At 54.7% G+C, this 15,118-nt stretch carries 14 protein-coding genes; 7 read left to right on the forward strand and 7 right to left on the reverse strand.

Annotated features, from left to right (window positions below; all coding sequences use genetic code 11):
* Window positions 1–72: 72 nt before the first annotated feature.
* Window positions 73–504: a rhodanese-like domain-containing protein gene (locus ACMYSO_RS13160; RefSeq protein ID WP_434665148.1), complete on the reverse strand. Its 432-nt coding sequence runs from the start codon at window positions 502–504 to the stop codon at window positions 73–75.
* A gap of 244 nt (window positions 505–748) precedes the next feature.
* On the opposite strand from ACMYSO_RS13160, the gene gpmM reads away from it, so the two are divergent.
* Genes gpmM through ACMYSO_RS13175 form a run of 3 tightly spaced genes read left to right on the forward strand, consistent with a single transcriptional unit; the run spans window position 749 to window position 4,519 of the window.
* The gene (gene gpmM, locus ACMYSO_RS13165) at window positions 749–2,293 is read left to right on the forward strand and encodes a 2,3-bisphosphoglycerate-independent phosphoglycerate mutase (protein WP_434665151.1); all 1,545 of its coding nucleotides are present in this window, start codon (window positions 749–751) and stop codon (window positions 2,291–2,293) included.
* Between the two features lie 9 nt (window positions 2,294–2,302).
* On the forward strand, window positions 2,303–3,574 hold the full coding sequence (gene envC, locus ACMYSO_RS13170; RefSeq protein ID WP_123757124.1) for a murein hydrolase activator EnvC: 1,272 nt from the start codon (window positions 2,303–2,305) through the stop codon (window positions 3,572–3,574).
* A 3-nt stretch (window positions 3,575–3,577) separates the two neighbouring features.
* Window positions 3,578–4,519, forward strand: coding sequence for a divergent polysaccharide deacetylase family protein (locus tag ACMYSO_RS13175; protein WP_434665154.1), 942 nt, complete (start codon window positions 3,578–3,580; stop codon window positions 4,517–4,519).
* Window positions 4,520–4,663: 144 nt separating this feature from the next.
* Here ACMYSO_RS13175 and ACMYSO_RS13180 read toward each other — a convergent pair whose 3' ends face one another.
* From ACMYSO_RS13180 to kbl, 3 genes are all read right to left on the reverse strand, one after another.
* Window positions 4,664–5,461, reverse strand: a complete 798-nt coding sequence (locus ACMYSO_RS13180; protein WP_434665157.1) for a glycosyltransferase family 2 protein — start codon at window positions 5,459–5,461, stop codon at window positions 4,664–4,666.
* Between the two features lie 191 nt (window positions 5,462–5,652).
* Window positions 5,653–6,678, reverse strand: a complete 1,026-nt coding sequence (gene tdh / locus ACMYSO_RS13185; RefSeq protein ID WP_123757121.1) for an L-threonine 3-dehydrogenase — start codon at window positions 6,676–6,678, stop codon at window positions 5,653–5,655.
* Window positions 6,679–6,687: 9 nt separating this feature from the next.
* Window positions 6,688–7,881, reverse strand: coding sequence for a glycine C-acetyltransferase (gene kbl, locus ACMYSO_RS13190; RefSeq protein WP_434582543.1), 1,194 nt, complete (start codon window positions 7,879–7,881; stop codon window positions 6,688–6,690).
* Between the two features lie 212 nt (window positions 7,882–8,093).
* Between kbl and rfaD the strand changes: the two genes are divergently transcribed.
* The 4 genes from rfaD to ACMYSO_RS13210 all read left to right on the forward strand — a co-directional run bounded on the left by rfaD (window position 8,094) and on the right by ACMYSO_RS13210 (window position 12,104).
* Entirely contained in the window at window positions 8,094–9,074 is a 981-nt protein-coding gene (gene rfaD / locus ACMYSO_RS13195; RefSeq protein ID WP_434665160.1) for an ADP-glyceromanno-heptose 6-epimerase, read from the forward strand.
* Between the two features lie 79 nt (window positions 9,075–9,153).
* Complete coding sequence (rfaF, locus tag ACMYSO_RS13200; RefSeq protein ID WP_434665162.1) at window positions 9,154–10,212, forward strand: ADP-heptose--LPS heptosyltransferase RfaF; 1,059 nt, start codon at window positions 9,154–9,156, stop codon at window positions 10,210–10,212.
* A gap of 3 nt (window positions 10,213–10,215) precedes the next feature.
* A complete protein-coding gene (gene rfaC, locus ACMYSO_RS13205; protein ID WP_434665164.1) occupies window positions 10,216–11,187 on the forward strand; it encodes a lipopolysaccharide heptosyltransferase RfaC in 972 nt (323 codons plus the stop codon).
* The gene (locus ACMYSO_RS13210) at window positions 11,187–12,104 is read left to right on the forward strand and encodes a sugar glycosyltransferase (protein ID WP_434665166.1); all 918 of its coding nucleotides are present in this window, start codon (window positions 11,187–11,189) and stop codon (window positions 12,102–12,104) included. Before rfaC ends, ACMYSO_RS13210 begins: the two co-directional genes overlap by 1 nt.
* Window positions 12,105–12,122: 18 nt before the next feature.
* Here ACMYSO_RS13210 and ACMYSO_RS13215 read toward each other — a convergent pair whose 3' ends face one another.
* The 3 genes from ACMYSO_RS13215 to ACMYSO_RS13225 form a co-directional block, all read right to left on the reverse strand.
* Window positions 12,123–13,349 carry an O-antigen ligase family protein gene (locus ACMYSO_RS13215; RefSeq protein WP_434665167.1) on the reverse strand — a complete coding sequence of 409 codons (1,227 nt, stop codon included), beginning with the start codon at window positions 13,347–13,349 and terminating at the stop codon, window positions 12,123–12,125.
* Window positions 13,350–13,355: 6 nt separating this feature from the next.
* Entirely contained in the window at window positions 13,356–13,997 is a 642-nt protein-coding gene (locus ACMYSO_RS13220) for a hypothetical protein (protein WP_434665170.1), read from the reverse strand.
* Window positions 13,998–14,113: 116 nt separating this feature from the next.
* Window positions 14,114–15,076: a polysaccharide deacetylase family protein gene (locus tag ACMYSO_RS13225; protein WP_434665171.1), complete on the reverse strand. Its 963-nt coding sequence runs from the start codon at window positions 15,074–15,076 to the stop codon at window positions 14,114–14,116.
* Window positions 15,077–15,118 lie beyond the last annotated feature (42 nt).

The following is a 15,118-nucleotide window of genomic DNA, read 5'->3' on the forward strand; positions in this document are numbered from 1 at the left end:
CCGCAGACAAGGCGCCCCCCAGCGGTTGTGCGCAATGGGGGACCTGGTCACGCCATAAAGACGCGGGGTAAATTATTTGCCGCGTACCAGCGGAAGGTTCTCGCCGCTCCAGCCAGCGATGCCTTCTTTCAGTACAAAGACTTTCTCGAATCCGGCTTTATTCAGCGAACTGGCTGGCTCTTGCGCCTGCATACCGGAACCGTCTACCACTATAATGGGTTGTGCTTTGTGCTTTTCCAACTCACCTACGTTATTTGCCTTGATATCGCTCGGCAGCAGGTTGATGGAGCCAGCAATATGGCCTTTACGGAAATCGTCACGCTGACGCAGGTCGACGACAACGGCATCTTCTTTGTTGATTAGGCGCGTCGCTTCACCACGGGTAATGACTTTAACTTTCGACATCAGCCCTTTAAAGGTAGTGAACAGCACCGCCACCAGCAGCGCGATCCACGCGATGCTCAGGACGGGATGACGGCCGACGAATTGCATAATTTCTTGCATGGGGGGTTACAACTCCCGACTAAGTGATAAAAAACCAGGGAAGGAGTATACCTGTGCATTGCGGCAAATACAGCCAGTGAGCGCGATGTAATGCATTTTCTGCGGTCCGTCACGAAAAAATAATCGCCACGTGACTTTCGTTGACGATTGCCGCTCTCTTTCTTTGATCTTTTACGGTGCTTTGATCGATTCAGCTGTAGTAAAATTACGCAAATTTTCTGTCTTTGAGCATGAGGTTGTCGCAATGTCGAATTCTAAAAAGCCAATGGTACTGGTCATTCTTGATGGCTATGGCTATCGTGAAGACCAGCAGGATAACGCGATTTATAGCGCGAAAACCCCCGTCATGGACGCATTGTGGGCCAAACGTCCCCATACGCTGATTGACGCTTCAGGCCTGGAAGTCGGCCTGCCGGACCGCCAGATGGGTAACTCTGAAGTGGGCCACGTTAACCTCGGCGCCGGTCGTATCGTGTATCAGGATCTGACCCGTCTCGATGTCGAAATTAAAGAACGTACCTTCTTCGCCAACCCGGTGCTGACCGCCGCGGTCGATAAAGCCGTTGCTGCGGGTAAAGCGGTGCACATCATGGGCCTGATGTCTGCTGGCGGCGTTCACAGCCACGAAGACCACATCATGGCGATGGTGGAACTGGCCGCAGAACGCGGTGCAGAAAAAATCTACCTGCACGCTTTCCTTGACGGCCGCGATACCCCACCGCGCAGCGCTGAAAAATCCCTGGCCAAATTTGAAGAGAAATTTGCTGCCCTGGGCAAAGGTCGTGTCGCCTCTATCATTGGCCGCTACTACGCGATGGACCGTGACAACCGTTGGGATCGCGTTGAACAGGCGTATGACCTGATGACCCTGGCGAAAGGCGAGTTCCAGGCAGACAGCGCAGTCGCCGGTCTGCAGGCCGCTTACGCCCGTGATGAAAATGACGAATTCGTTAAAGCGACGGTGATCCGTGCTGAAGGCCAGGCCGATGCCGCCATGGAAGATGGCGATGCGCTGATCTTCATGAACTTCCGTGCCGACCGTGCGCGTGAAATCACCCGCGCCTTCGTGAACGCCGATTTCGACGGCTTCGCCCGTAAGAAAACCGTCAAACTCGACTTCGTGATGCTGACCGAATACGCCGCCGACATCAAAGTCGCCTGCGCCTATCCGCCGGCCTCACTGGCCAACACCTTCGGCGAGTGGATGGCGAAGAACGACAAAACTCAGCTGCGTATCTCCGAAACCGAGAAATACGCGCACGTAACCTTCTTCTTCAACGGCGGTGTCGAAGAGCCGTTCCAGGGCGAAGAACGTATTCTGATCAATTCCCCGAAAGTGGCGACCTACGATCTGCAGCCAGAAATGAGCTCTGCCGAGCTGACCGAAAAACTGGTCGGCGCCATCAAGGGCGGTCAGTACGACACCATCATCTGTAACTACCCGAACGGCGATATGGTCGGTCATACCGGGGTGATGGAAGCGGCGATTAAAGCCGTTGAAACCCTGGATAACTGCATCGAGCAGGTCACCAAAGCGGTAGAATCCGTCGGCGGCCAGCTGCTGATTACCGCCGATCATGGTAACGCAGAACAGATGCGCGATCCGGCAACCGGCCAGGCCCATACCGCTCACACCAACCTGCCGGTTCCGCTGATCTACGTTGGCGATAAAAACGTCAAAGTGGCTGAAGGTGGCAAGCTTTCCGATATCGCGCCAACCATGTTGTCGCTCATGGGAATGGAAATCCCGCAAGAGATGACTGGCAAGCCGCTGTTCATCGTGGAATAATCCTTCCCCATGAGGGGAAAGGCGACTTATTCAAACACATGGATCGCAACGGCTGTTCGATCCGTCCTTTACGCCAGCGCACTCAGCGCTGGCGTATTGCTGTGCGCCGCACCCGCTCAGGCGGACGATCGTGACCAGCTAAAATCAATTCAGGCTGACATCGCCGCGAAACAGCAGGCGATCAAGCAACAGCAACAGCAGCGCGCTTCCCTGCTCGCCCAGCTCAAGGCCCAGGAAGAAGCCATTTCCGCCGCGGCCCGTAAACTCCGTGAAACCCAGGACACTCTTAATCAGCTGAATAAGCAGATTAACGAGATGAACGCGTCTATCGCGAAGCTCGAGCGCCAGCGTGCCTCCCAGGAGCGCAACCTCTCCGCTCAGCTCGATGCCGCGTTCCGTCAGGGGCCGCATACCGGGGTGCAGATGATCCTCAGCGGCGAAGAAGGGCAGCGTAACCAGCGCATGCAGGTTTATTACGGTTACCTGAACCAGGCTCGCCAGGAAACCATCCTCCAGCTGAAGCAGACCCGCGAAGAGGTCGCCGCCCAAAAGGCCGAGTTGGAAGAGAAACAGAGCCAGCAGCAGACGCTGGTTTACGAACAGCGGGCACAGCAGGCGAAGCTGGAACAAGCACGCAACGAACGTAAGAAAACCCTTTCAGGCCTTGAATCCTCCATTCAGAAAGGCCAGCAGCAGCTTGGCGAAATGCGGGCCAACGAATCGCGCCTGCGTGGTCGCATCGCCCAGGCGGAAGCCGCGGCGAAGGCCCGTGCCGATCGAGAAGCCCGCGATGCGCAAGCCGTGCGCGATCGTCAGCAGGATGCATCCCGTAAAGGCACCACCTACAAACCAACGGAAAGCGAGCGTTCGCTGATGTCCCGTACCGGTGGTCTGGGCTCTCCGCGCGGTCAGGCCTACTGGCCGGTTCGCGGAACGTTGCTTCATCGTTATGGCGAACAGCTGCAAGGTGAACTACGTTGGAAAGGGATGGTTATCGCTGCGTCTGAAGGTACCGAGGTCAAGGCCATTGCCGATGGCCGGGTCATTCTCGCCGACTGGCTGCAGGGCTACGGCCTGGTAGTCGTGGTCGAACACGGTAAAGGTGACATGAGCCTTTACGGCTATAACCAAAGCGCGCTGGTCAGCGTCGGCACACAGGTCCGGGCGGGCCAGCCGATTGCTCTCGTAGGCAGCAGCGGCGGTCAGGGCCGTCCGTCGCTCTATTTCGAAATTCGTCGCCAGGGTCAGGCGGTCAATCCACAGCCGTGGTTGGGAAGATAAGTTTTGCTTCAATTTCGCAGAATTGCATTCGCGGTAGCCGGTACGCTGGCTATGGCATCGCCCGCATTTGCCGGCAAACTCTCCATTGTTATCGACGACTTTGGCTACCGTCCCCAGACGGAAAGTCAGGTGCTGGCGCTGCCAGCGACCATCTCCATTGCCGTTTTACCGAACGCGCCCCATGCGCATGAAATGGCGACCCGGGCGCACAATCTCGGTCACGAAGTACTGATCCACCTGCCGATGGCGCCAATCAGCAAACAGCCGCTGGAAAAAGATACCCTGCGCCCTGATATGAGCAGCAGTGAGATCGAACGCATCATCCGCGATGCCTATGGCAAGGTGCCCTACGCCGTTGGCCTGAACAACCATATGGGCAGCGCGATGACCTCCAGCCTGTTCGGTATGCAAAAGGTGATGCAGGCGCTGGAGCGCTACAACCTCTACTTCCTCGATAGCGTCACCATCGGCAATACCCAGGCCATGCGCGCGGCGCAGGGTACCGGTGTCAAGGTTATCAAACGCAAGGTGTTTCTCGATGACACGCAGAATGAAGCCGATATTCGCGTCCAGTTCAATCGGGCGATCGCCCTGGCACGCCGCAATGGTTCCGCCATCGCCATCGGTCACCCGCACCCCACCACGGTGCGCGTGCTGCAGCAGATGGTCTATAACCTGCCGCCGGATATCACCCTCGTTCGCCCCAGCAGCCTGCTGAACGAGCCTCAGGTCGATACCTCAACGCCAGACAAAGGCCAGCCGCCAGCGCAGAACACTCAGCCGCGCAATCCGTTCCGCGGCGTGAAAGTCTGCAAGCCGAAACATCCGCCTGAGCCGGTTTCCGCCAGTCGTTTCTTCACTATCCTGAGCGAAAGCATCAGCCAGAGCACCCTGGTGCAGTACTACCAGTTGAAATGGCAGGGCTGGGATAATCCCAATAACTAAGAGCCTGTCCCGGTAGGCGTAGATTGATGCGGCCAGCTTGGCCACTGACAGCGCGGAACCACCGGAGCGTACACGCAGTACGTGAGGATGGTGAGCACTGCCCAGGGCCAAAATGGCAAATAAAATAGCCTAATGGGATAGGCTCTAAGTTGAGCGGGAATCTGTCTGTTTCTCCACGGCAGGTTCCCGTTTTTCATCATCGGCATACCAGGCTTTAAAATACTTCAGAAAACTGTACAGGGTCGCATACAGCCCGGTGACCACCCCAACCTTTCCCTGACGCCACGCGCCGCTGAACAGATACCACTTAAAAAACGCGCCAATTGCGCTGACGATCCCGCGGCATAACGACGGCCTGATCTTCTGGTTTTTAACCAGCCGGGTGGTGTAGCCATTAAGCTTATTAAACACTTCATGCAGCGAATAGAACGTATCGTGGCGCACGTGGCCCGGCAGCTTGAGTGAATGCTTGTGACCCACGACCTGATCGTCGACCGGTCGATCATTAAAGGCGGCGGTCGTGCGGTTGAACAAACGGACCGGATAATCCGGCGAGGAGACGGGATAGATAGTTCTGACAGCCTCACCCAGTACATACCAGTAACGCGGCAGACGCCATGCGCAGGCCGGATCGGGCGCTTCGCCGGCTTTCAGTTTCAGGATCGCTTCGACGACGTCTCTATCAAGAATTTCATCGCTATCCATGCACAGCACCCAGTCATGGCTGGCCAGTGCCGTGGCGTAGTTCATCTGATCGCCGTGGGCGCTATAGGGATGATGATGAACCGTTAAGCCAAACTGCTGGCAGATATCCAGCGTCGCATCGCTGCTTCCGGAGTCAACGACAATACACTCATCCGCCACGGCGAGCAGCGGGGGCAAAACCTGCCGTAGCAGGCGGGCAGAATTACAGGTCAGCAAGCAAACAGAGAGTTTAAACATGGTTTTATAAAGTTAAACGGTGATTAAACGACTGTATAAACGAATAGGCCAAAAATCGATTTAGAAATAGTGCGTTTGCGATGAAGACGCGTTGAAATGTTATCCAAATCTAAATAAAAAAAAAGCGCCCGCAGGCGCTCAGTAGATAGCGACGTTACGCCCGGCCATCGCCGGGCGGCAGTCGTTACGGCTTAATCCCAGCTCAGAATCACTTTGCCGGACTGGCCGGAGCGCATCGCGTCAAAGCCCTGCTGGAACTCATCAATGCCGAAACGGTGGGTGATGATCGGCGAGAGATCCAGACCAGACTGGATCAGTGCCGCCATCTTATACCAGGTTTCAAACATTTCACGGCCGTAAATCCCTTTGATTAACAGCCCTTTAAAGATGACCTTGGTCCAGTCGATCGACATATCCGACGGCGGAATACCGAGCATCGCCACGCGACCACCGTGATTCATGGTATCCAGCATGGTGCGGAAGGCCGGCGGCGCGCCGGACATTTCCAGCCCGACGTCGAAGCCTTCGGTCATGCCCAGTTCCGCCATCACGTCGGTCAGGCTCTCCTGCGCAACGTTGACCGCGCGGGTGACGCCCATTTTACGCGCCAGGCCGAGGCGGTATTCGTTGACGTCGGTGATGACGACGTTGCGAGCACCGACGTGCTTAGCCACCGCCGCCGCCATAATGCCGATCGGGCCCGCACCGGACACCAGCACGTCTTCACCCACCAGGTCGAAGGAGAGCGCGGTATGCACGGCGTTACCAAACGGGTCAAAAATGGACGCCAGATCGTCAGAAATGTTGTCCGGAATTTTGAAAGCATTGAAGGCAGGGATCACCAGGTATTGCGCGAAGCAGCCCGGACGGTTGACGCCCACGCCGATGGTATTGCGGCACAGGTGAGTACGCCCGGCACGGCAGTTACGACAGTGGCCGCAGGTAATATGCCCTTCACCGGAAACGCGGTCGCCAATCTTAAAGCCACGCACTTCCTGACCGATACCCACGACTTCACCGACGTACTCATGCCCTACCACCATCGGTACCGGGATGGTTTTTTGCGACCATTCATCCCAGTTATAGATGTGTACGTCAGTACCGCAAATCGCGGTCTTGCGGATTTTGATCAGCAGATCGTTATGGCCGACTTCCGGTTCCGGTACGTCGGTCATCCAGATGCCTTCTTCCGCTTTCAGTTTGGATAACGCTTTCATCTCACACCCTCAGGCAATAACGCCCAGTTGTTTGCCGATGCGGGTAAAGGCTTCCACCGCACGTTCAATTTGTTCAGGGGTATGCGCCGCCGACATCTGGGTGCGAATACGCGCCTGGCCTTTTGGTACCACCGGATAGAAGAACCCGGTGACGTAAATACCTTCTTTTTGCAGTTCGCGCGCAAAGTTCTGCGCCACCACGGCTTCGCCCAGCATCACCGGGATAATGGCGTGGTCGGCGCCGGCGAGGGTAAAGCCCGCGGCGGTCATTTTTTCGCGGAACAGGCGTGCGTTGGACCACAGGCGGTCGCGCAGCTCGCTGCCGGTCTCGACCATCTCCAGCACTTTGATGGAGGCGGCGACAATCGCCGGTGCCAGCGAGTTGGAGAACAGGTACGGGCGCGAGCGCTGGCGCAGCCACTCAACCACCTCTTTGCGTGCGGCAGTGTAGCCGCCAGACGCGCCGCCCAGCGCTTTGCCGAGCGTACCGGTGATGATGTCCACCCGGCCCATCACGTCGCAGTATTCATGGGAGCCACGACCGTTGTCGCCGACAAAGCCGACGGCGTGAGAGTCATCGACCATCACCAACGCATCGTACTGGTCCGCCAGGTCGCAGACGCCTTTCAGATTGGCAATTACACCATCCATTGAGAATACGCCGTCGGTAGCAATCAGCACGTGACGCACGCCGGCTTCACGGGCCTCTTTCAGACGCGCTTCCAGCTCCTGCATATCGTTATTGGCATAGCGATAGCGTTTCGCTTTGCACAGGCGCACACCGTCGATGATCGAAGCATGGTTGAGGGCGTCAGAAATAATGGCATCTTCCGGCCCCAGCAGGGTTTCAAACAGGCCGCCGTTGGCATCGAAGCAGGAGGAGTAGAGAATCGCATCTTCCATGCCGAGGAACTCAGCCAGCTTCTTCTCAAGCGCTTTGTGGCTGTCCTGGGTCCCACAGATGAAGCGCACGGAAGCCATACCGAAACCGTGGCTGTCCATGCCGTCTTTTGCCGCGGCGATCAGTGCCGGGTGGTTCGCCAGACCCAGGTAGTTATTGGCGCAGAAGTTAATAACGTTGCTGCCGCCGACGGTGATATCCGCCTGCTGCGCCGATGTGATAATGCGTTCTTCTTTAAACAACCCCTCTGAACGAGCGGTCTCCAGGTCATTGGTTAACTGTTTGTAAAAATCACCACGCATTGCAACTCTCCAGATTCGGCAAAATTTGGCACATATTACCCAAAGCTATACGCTGATACGAGATGATGCATGCCTTAATGAATTATTTGCAGCATTAATCACGCTCAACACCCCCTTTTCGGCGAATGGCTGAAGCCTTCTCCATGTGGTGATATGATATGAATATTCGCGTCCGGATTGTCTCTGGACGCCACACTTCAAAGGTTACAGTTATGATCATCGTTACCGGCGGCGCAGGGTTTATCGGCAGCAACATCGTTAAGGCCCTGAACGACAAAGGCATTACCGACATTCTGGTTGTAGACAATCTGAAAGACGGCACCAAGTTTGTGAACCTGGTTGACCTGAATATCGCGGATTACATGGATAAAGAAGACTTCCTGATCCAGGTGATGGCCGGCGAAGAGTTTGGCGACATCGAAGCGGTTTTCCATGAAGGCGCCTGCTCTTCCACCACAGAGTGGGACGGCAAGTACATGATGGATAACAACTATCAGTACTCTAAAGAGCTTCTTCATTACTGCCTGGAGCGCCAAATCCCGTTCCTGTACGCCTCTTCGGCGGCAACCTACGGCGGCCGCACCAGCGACTTTATCGAATCCCGCGAATACGAGCAGCCGCTCAACGTCTACGGCTACTCGAAATTCCTGTTTGACGAATACGTCCGCCAGATCACGCCGGAAGCAGACTCGCAGATTGTCGGCTTCCGTTACTTCAACGTCTACGGGCCGCGTGAAGGCCACAAAGGCAGCATGGCGAGCGTGGCATTCCACCTCAACACCCAATTAAACAATGGTGAAAGCCCGAAATTGTTCGAAGGCAGCGATGGCTTCAAACGCGATTTCGTTTACGTGGGTGACGTGGCCGCGGTAAACCTGTGGTTCTGGGAAAACGGCGTCTCCGGGATTTTCAACCTGGGTACCGGCCGTGCGGAATCCTTCCAGGCAGTGGCAGACGCGACGCTGGCATATCACCAGAAAGGCAGCATCGAATACATCCCGTTCCCGGATAAACTGAAGGGCCGCTATCAGGCGTTTACTCAGGCGGATCTGACCAACCTGCGCGCAGCAGGCTACGATAAACCGTTTAAAACCGTTGCCGAAGGCGTCACTGAATACATGCACTGGCTGAACCGCGACAGCGATACAAATTCACAAAATCATTCGAGCGGTAACAAGGCGGCAGCTAAGTGAATCTCCGGGAGCTTACAAAAGTAAGTGACCGGAGTGAACGCAGGTAGCCAACGCAGAGACCGTTTGAAGGATGAAGTGAATGAAAATATTGGTGGTTGGCCCGTCCTGGGTGGGCGACATGATGATGTCGCAAAGTCTCTATCGCACGCTCAAGGCGCGCTATCCCCAGGCCATTATCGACGTGATGGCGCCCGCGTGGTGCCGTCCGTTGTTGTCGCGTATGCCGGAAGTCAACGAAGCCATCCCGATGCCGCTCGGCCACGGTGCGCTGGCCATCGGTGAACGTCGAAAGCTCGGGCACAGCCTGCGCGAACGTCGTTACGACCGTGCCTACGTGCTGCCAAACTCGTTTAAATCGGCGCTGGTCCCCTTCTTCGCCAATATTCCGCACCGTACCGGCTGGCGGGGTGAGATGCGCTACGGTTTGTTGAACGATGCGCGGGTGCTGGATAAAGACGCCTGGCCACTAATGGTCGAGCGCTATGTGGCGCTGGCTTACGATAACGGCGTCATGCGCAGTGCCAAAGATTTGCCGCAGCCTCTGCTCTGGCCACAGCTGCAGGTTTTCGACGGTGAAAAATCACAGGTCTGTAGCGCGTTTTCTATTTCGGCCGATCGGCCCATGGTCGGCTTCTGCCCCGGCGCGGAATTTGGCCCGGCGAAACGCTGGCCGCATTACCACTATGCCGAACTGGCAAAGCAGCTCATCGATACCGGGTACCAGGTTATCCTGTTCGGTTCGGCCAAAGATCATGAAGCCGGCAACGACATTCTTGCCGCGCTGAACACCCAGCAGCAGGCGTGGTGCCGTAACCTGGCTGGCGAAACCCAGCTTGAGCAAGCGGTAGTACTGATTGCCGCCTGTAAAGCGGTGGTCAGCAATGACTCTGGCCTGATGCACGTTGCAGCGGCACTCAATCGCCCGCTGGTGGCGCTGTATGGCCCGAGCAGCCCCGATTTCACCCCGCCGCTGTCGCACCAGGCGCGGGTTATCCGCCTGATTAGCGGCTATCACAAGGTTCGCAAAGGCGATGCCGATCAAGGCTATCACCAGAGCCTGATCGATATTACGCCGCAGCGCGTGCTGGAAGAGCTGACCGCGCTGTTGCAGGAAAAACCGGAAAAAGAGGAAGCGTAACGGATGCGGGTATTGATCGTGAAAACCTCGTCCATGGGCGACGTCCTGCATACGCTGCCCGCGCTGACCGACGCCGCGCAGGCCATTCCCGGCATTCGTTTTGACTGGGCGGTGGAGGAAGGGTTCGCGCAGATCCCTTCCTGGCATAATACCGTCGACCGCGTGATCCCGGTCGCCATTCGCCGCTGGCGTAAAGCCTGGTTCTCCGCCCCGATTAAAGCGGAGCGTGCGGCTTTTCGTCAGGCCATACGCGCGCAACGCTACGATGCCATTATCGATGCCCAGGGTCTGGTCAAAAGCGCCGCGTTAGTGACCCGCCTGGCGCAGGGGGTCAAACACGGTATGGACTGGCACAGCGCCCGCGAGCCGCTGGCGAGCCTGTTCTACAATCGCCGCCACGCGATTGCCAGGCAGCAACACGCCGTCGAGCGCACCCGGGAACTGTTTGCTAAAAGCCTCGGTTATACCCGACCGGCGCAGCAGGGTGATTATGCCATCGCCCGTCACTTTACGGATTCGTCAGCCGCTACGGCTGCACCGTACCTGGTTTTCCTGCATGCTACGACCCGCGACGATAAACACTGGCCCGAAAGCCACTGGCAGGCGCTGATCGCTCTGCTGGCCAACAGCGGTCTGCAGATTAAGCTACCGTGGGGCGCACCGCACGAAGAAGCGCGGGCTAAACGACTGGCCGCAGGCCACGACTTTGTCGAGGTGCTGCCGCGGATGAGCCTGGAGCAGGTCGCTCAGGTTCTGGCGAGCGCCAGAGGCGTGGTGTCCGTCGATACCGGCCTGAGCCATCTGACCGCGGCACTCGATAAGCCGAACTTTACGCTGTATGGCCCCACCGATCCGGGGCTGATTGGCGGCTACGGTCAAAACCAGTTTGTCGTCCGTCCGGACAGCGGCAACAGCACCGGGGATATTGCCGCAGAGCAGGTGGCGCAGTTGCTGAAATCACAAGGACTGCTGTAATGGGTTCACTGTTTAAGCAATTTTATCGCTACACCCGCCCGCGGGCCTACCGCCACAACGAAAATCTCTGGCCGTGGACGAAAATCACCCGCGGGGCAGGCGGAGAAATTAGCGCACTGGTTTATAAGGGCCACCCGGTGCCGCTGTGTCGCCTGAGCGATCTCAAAAATACCGTTTCCGGGCCGCTGTTGCTCACCGCAACCGGCCCTTCAGTGAAAGAGATCGATTTTTCCGTTATGCCCGCTTCGGTACCGGTGATGGGCGTCAACGGTGCTTATTTTCTGACGGGGCAGGTCAATTTCTCTTTCTATTTGATCGTTGATATGGAGTTTTTCGACCGAAAACCCGAGATCATCGCCGCCATCGTCGCCAATCCCAATATTCTGTTTTTTACGACCATACACGGTATTGCCAAAATAATAGACCGCCTGGGTTTCGACCATATTCAGTGTCGTCTCGCGGCGATCGAAGATGCGTGTTACCGCATTTATCTGGCCCGTATTCCTTGTGCCAATATTAAAAAGACGTTCTGCGAGACTGATACCGTCGTCCTGCATCAACATTCTGATGAGATTGGGTTTGCCATTGATATTCGTCAGGGGATATTTGATGCAGGCACCGTCGCCTACTGGGCGTTACAGATCATTGCCTGGCTGGGGTTTGATAAAGTACTTATTGCGGGCCTGGACATGACCAACTTTGAGCAGCCAAGATTTTATGAAAGCAGCAGCAATAAGCTCCCTTCTTACCTGGCAAGCAAAGTCGAATCACTGATTTTCCCGGCATTTGAACTCGCCAGTACCTATATGCGCAGCGCGGGTATCGATATTATCAATACCTCAACAGAGAGCGCTGTTCCTGAGCATATATTCAATAAAGCACCGTTTAGCCAGTCAATAAAAGCAGTGACCCGCTAGGCCACTGCTTTTCCTGCATCACGCTTGTGGCTGTTTTACGCGCTGTAATCCGGCACAGATAACCAGGCAGACGATAAACATAACAATAAACCGGTCATGAATAAAAAGCGTATCGACTAAACCAAACAAAATAACCGGCGCGCATACAAACATCGTTGCACATGACAGCACCCGTTTCTTATGCACATAGAATAACATTGCGGCATACAGCCCCAGTAGAATCACGCCACTGATAACCCCCTGCAGCGACATCGTCTCTATCAGGTCATTATGCAGGTGATAGACCATATTGCGGATCCCTTCCGGATTACCCTGCTCTTTCTCCTGCATAAGCTGCAACAGAATGTCATAGCGTTGCTGTGAACTCACCCCGCCCGGATGGCGATATATTTCGTAGAGCCCCGTATGCCACATACTCAATCTGGCACCTAATGAGGTGTTGTTATCGCTTTGATATTCTGAAAGTTCCGCCACCGCATCCACCGCTCGCGTTTTGATAGAGGGAAACGCAATATCAATAATCACCACGGAAACCAGGACGGATACCAGGCACAGGGCAATCATTTTGGACTTCGACATGAAGTTACTGTTCAGCAAGGTGTATATCAAAATGGCGGGGTAAAAGAGCAGCACTGAACGCGTTTGCGTTAAAAAGATAACCCAGAAAGAGAAAACAATGACACCAAATATAATATATTGCCGATAGCGCATGTTGACACACGCTAAAGCATACAGCGTCACTATCGTGTAAAGTGCATACAGATAAGCGCTCAGGGTTGCAGAGTTACCAATCCTTAAACGATCGTCAGAGACAAAAAAATGAAAATGTAAGGCATACAACGTTAAATACGTAAAGCCAAACAACAGCAGCGCATTAATAAACTTTCCCTGCCACGCGGGTATAAGTCTTAATATCGCAGAAATTAACGGCACCATTACCGCACCGATGATCAAATAGCTCCCCGTGCGCCCGTAACTCACATCCGCCATATAGATTTCCGCGGCATTTGCAGGAAACCGATATGCCCACAGCAGTTGCGAACTTCCCATCAACAACAAGAACAGCGCCAGGATCAGCTCTTCTTTTTTGAAACGAAGAGCTTTGGCGTGGCACAGGGCATAACCGACCGTCATTAGCGCAGAAAGGTAGAAAAGATTTCTCCCCATGATTTTTTCCGGCATAACGGAAGCGGCAGCGAGTATTGCTGCCAGAAATATTAACAAAGGGAACTTATCTTTGATCATGAACGATTAACTTCTCACAAATGGAGGAACCCATGCCTCACCGCAATCCCAAGGACGTGGTTTTCCATGGAAGCATACGATGCGCGTCCCGGATGGGACGGAACCATTTCCGGTAGCATGTTCATTTTTTTTCTTACTGACCACATGCTTTTTATAGCTCACAATTTGTCCCGGGAGGATATCCTGCCAGATAGCAGCATGGGGATAAATCTTACTAATAAACTCCTGATCGCCACCGCTCTGATAACGTGACATAAACAGTTCAGGATAACGTTTGAATGCCTCCCAGACCTTATATTTTTCTTCATGCGGGATGCGCATAATGGCCGAGTTTTTTGTTTTCTGCGGGAAGAAGAAATCGCTGAGCATGGTCAGTCGGGTATTTTGTAAAATATCGGAAATATCGCCCACAACAACAATATCCAGATCTATATAAAAAATATCGTCGTCAATTTTTTGCGGATCAAATATTTCAATCTTTGACCACCAGCCAGGCAGATTTTCCGTCAGCTTAATTGTCTGCACGCCAGGAATAGTCAGATCGGTAAAGCACACTTTTTCGATGTCATCCGGTAATTGCTTATACAACCACTGAACATGATCATGATTATAATCACCACCAGAACGCAATACCGTTACAATTTTCATACATGCCTCATAAATGAAAACACAGTGCATCGAATAATAAAGACCAGCAGGCCGATGTGGAATCGGCGCTAATATTACACCAGAAAACCTGTGTATCTCTATGATACACGGTTATTTTATGTAAGATTTCTCCGGAATTGATAGTATTCCGCCAGGGTCATTCCCTTCACCTGCGGCGCCAGCCAGCTGAAAAACGCTTCCAGGTCAGCATATAAGCGCTCGATATCCTGTTCGTTTTTAAACGTTGGGCTGCCGCCAGGCATGTACTCAGAAGAGTGGAGCATATATTCGACGTAGTCATTCCCCTGCGCCAACGTCTGGGTCACGACTTTTTTCATTGTCTCGACGTTGCCACCCATCGGACGCAGCCAGTGCACCGACGGCGAGCGGACTTTACCGCGCAGACGGTCGTAGCCCTGCTTCACGCTGTTCATCCAGCCGGAGTGCTTATACTGAATGCTCATCGGCACTTCCAGCAATGCAGAATGTCCCTCGCGGCTGATATCGTTCTCATCGAGGAAATAGGCATGCTGCGGGAAGCGACGATAATCGGTGCCGCCATCGCCCTGCGGTGCGCCCTTCGCCGTCTTCCAGTTGACCCGCGGGGTCACCGAACAATCAACCAGATAGCCATGCTCCACCAACAGGCGAGCGTAGCGCTCGTCGAACGCCCAGCGTCCGGCGCGATGGCTGACCATTTTGGTCTGGAAGGTCTCTTCCAGCAGATGGGTCATAAAGGCGACTTTTTCGCGCATCGCCGCATCGGAATATTCAATCAGGTAGGGCTTATGACGCCAGTCATCATCGGTCAACGGGTCCGTCGGCGGGCTATTCCAGGCATGCAGGTGCATACCAATCTCCGCCGTCCCCCGGGCAATCACATCTTTGGCGAAGTCGATATAGAAGGGGTCGATCGCCATTTCATAGTTGGTCAGATAGACGGGTTTAAAACCATACTTTTCGCAAAGCTGCTGAAAACGCGGTAAATAGCGCGCATTCTCGGTGGTAATGCTGTCGTGTTTTTGCCAGAGGTTATCGCCCTCTGTATCAATCGTGATGAGAAATGCGGGTTTGTGCACGAAAACGTCCTCAGACCATACGTATCGGGTCATGGTAGAGCA

The organism is Klebsiella sp. B345, assembly GCF_051131735.1.
Classification (GTDB): Bacteria; Pseudomonadota; Gammaproteobacteria; order Enterobacterales; family Enterobacteriaceae; genus Klebsiella.